This is a genomic window from Burkholderia sp. Ac-20344, assembly GCF_017104975.1.
Classification (GTDB): Bacteria; Pseudomonadota; Gammaproteobacteria; order Burkholderiales; family Burkholderiaceae; genus Burkholderia.
In genome coordinates, this window is the sequence record NZ_JAAGPP010000318.1 from 1 (window position 1) to 2,345 (window position 2,345).

3 protein-coding genes and 1 pseudogene are annotated in these 2,345 nt (G+C 67.7%); all 4 read right to left on the reverse strand.

Annotation, left to right across the window (positions count from 1 at the left end; all coding sequences use genetic code 11):
- Positions 1-121, reverse strand: a pseudogene (locus G3N64_RS38740) (cytochrome P450); the annotation flags it as partial.
- Positions 122-229: 108 nt separating this feature from the next.
- Positions 230-496 (reverse strand): YodC family protein, encoded by a 267-nt coding sequence (locus tag G3N64_RS38745; RefSeq protein ID WP_205788846.1) that lies wholly within the window; start codon positions 494-496, stop codon positions 230-232.
- A 349-nt stretch (positions 497-845) separates the two neighbouring features.
- A complete protein-coding gene (locus G3N64_RS38750; protein ID WP_205788847.1) occupies positions 846-1,706 on the reverse strand; it encodes an isocitrate lyase/phosphoenolpyruvate mutase family protein in 861 nt (286 codons plus the stop codon).
- A gap of 174 nt (positions 1,707-1,880) precedes the next feature.
- The coding region (locus tag G3N64_RS38755; RefSeq protein ID WP_205788848.1) for an ankyrin repeat domain-containing protein at positions 1,881-2,345 on the reverse strand (465 nt) is incomplete at its 5' end.

The window sequence follows — 2,345 nt, forward strand, 5'->3', positions numbered from 1 at the left end:
TGCTCGCGACCCACAGGCCGAGCGTGGCGTCGAACGCGAGCGGCGGCCCGTCGACGAGCGCCGCATAGTAGGGATAGGGATCGCGGTGCGTGACCGCTGCGATGGGATCGGTCGGGTTCATGCGGACAGTATCGGCGCAGCGCGCCGCCGCATGTTTCGGGCTGGCGTGAAATGTCGCGGCGCGGGCACCGCCTGTGGCCGCATCGCGACTCGCGACAACAGGGGAATGTCAGGCAGCCGACCGGTAGCGATGCAAATGCATGCGCATGCGTACGCGCCCGGCCGAAATCGCACGCGGCTCGGGCACCACCGTGTCGTGAGGAAACATTTCCTGGCGGAATTCGCCGTTCTCGTCGAACCACTGGCAGATCAGCCAGTCGCCGTCGTCGAACACGACCGGCCCGGCATAGGTAACGGTCATGCGCGGCCCGCCCGTCTTCAGCGTCACGACATCGCCGACGCGAAACCTGACGCGTTGATTTTCTCGGATCGTCATCGCTCTCTCAGCATTTTTATATATCGATATTCCCGGCGGCCCATCGATCGTTCATTAGAACGTGCCGCAGATTATCAATCCAAAAACCGGCCGGCAACTCCCGCGTTCAAAAAAATTTACTGAACGGGAAAATGCAACAATGCGCGACATCGACGCGCACGGCGTACGCCCGATCGCCCGATCGCCCGATCCGGCGAGGTTTGCACGCCGGGCGACGGTCGAACGGGCTTAATGCGGAGAATAGGCGATGTATTTTGCGTCGTCACCGATGTTTAATTCGGACGCGAAATCGGTTGATTATTGTCAATCAATGTTTCGACTTGGTAACGATCCCACGATTTAATTTCGCTCATTCTCCGAACAAAACCGGTGAATTATCGGGCGACGCAAACCAGCGGTTGATATCGCGCCCCGGCACGGCCGCTTGCGTGAACGTAAACGTGCCCTCATGCGCCATCTCCTTCGCGGCGCGCAGGAACGCGCCGAGCGCGGCCCGCGCCAGTGCGCCGCCGACGCTCACGCGCTTCACGCCGAGCGCCGCCAGCGCGTCGAGGCTCAGCAACCCGCCCTGCAGCCCCATCACGACGTTCACGGGCGCGCCGACCGCCTGCGTCACCGCCGCGATGTCATCCGCATCGGTGATGCCCGGCGCATACAGCACGTCGGCGCCCGCGTCGCGATAGGCGACGAGCCGCGCGATCGTGTCGGCGAGGTCGGGGCGGCCATGCAGGTAGTTTTCGCAGCGCGCGGTCAATGTGAACGGAAACGGCAGCGCGCGCGCCGCGTCGACGGCGGCCGCGATGCGCTCGATCGCCGCTTCGCGCGCGTAGATCGGCGCGTCGGCGCGGCCCGTCGCGTCCTCGATCGAGCCGCCGACCGCGCCGGCCTCGGCCGCGAGCCGGATCGTTTCGGCCACCGTGTCGGGCGCGTCGCCGAAGCCGTTCTCGAGATCGGCGCTGACGGGCAGGCCGCCCGCGGCGACGATCTCGGCGATGTGATCGAGCATCGCGTCGCGGTCGATCGCGTTGTCGGGCTGACCTTTCGAAAAGGCATAGCCGGCACTCGTGGTCGCGAGCGCCTCGAAGCCGGCCATCGCGAGCAGGCGCGCGGTGCCGGCGTCCCACGGGTTCGGAATGATGAAGGCGCCGGGGCGCGCATGCAGGGCGCGGAAGGCTTCGGCCTGGCGGGCTTGCAGGTCGGAACGGGGCATCGTGGACTCCGGAAGGAAGTTGACGGCTGAGCTTACGCCGGTCGTGCACACGACGTTTCAGCGTTCGCCGAAATGTCGTCGCGCGACAGGAAAAACCGGTGCGCCGACTGCGCGCCAGCAGCCGGCACCGACCGGGCCGGCGCCGCCGCCCGCCCGTTGCCGCCCCGCGGTCGTTTACGTCGCTGCGGGCGGGCCGCCGTCGATGCCGAGCAACACGTCGGTGACGGCCTCGGAAAAGCGCATGGTGCGACCGTCGATCAGCACGCCGTCCGGATTCGACGGATCCCGCGCGGCTTGCGGCACGCCGTGCGCGAGCAGCACGCGCGCGCACGCCTCCCAGTCGGACGCGCCGACATGCTCCGGTTCGTTGACGGATGCCCAGGACAACGTGCCGAGCGCATCGCTCTCGAATCCGTGCATGTCGCGCCAGCTCGCGCCGTGCGCGAGCAGGAACGCCAGCAACTCCGCATCGCCGCGGAACACCGCGTGATTCAGCGCGCTCGCGTCCCAGTCGCCGCCCCGCGCCGCGATCGGCCAGCCCAGTTCGACCATGACCTTCACCGCGTCGCCCGAACCCCACGCGGCGGCGTCCGGCAGCAGCCGCAGCCGCTCGCCGGGCAGCGCGCCGGGCAGGTCGGG

Bases quoted from the DNA above. Each gene is read 5' to 3' on its own strand.
- G3N64_RS38745 (WP_205788846.1), bottom strand. From the start codon at position 496: ATGACGATCCGAGAAAATCAACGCGTCAGGTTTCGCGTCGGCGATGTC.
- G3N64_RS38750 (WP_205788847.1), bottom strand. From the start codon at position 1,706: ATGCCCCGTTCCGACCTGCAAGCCCGCCAGGCCGAAGCCTTCCGCGCC.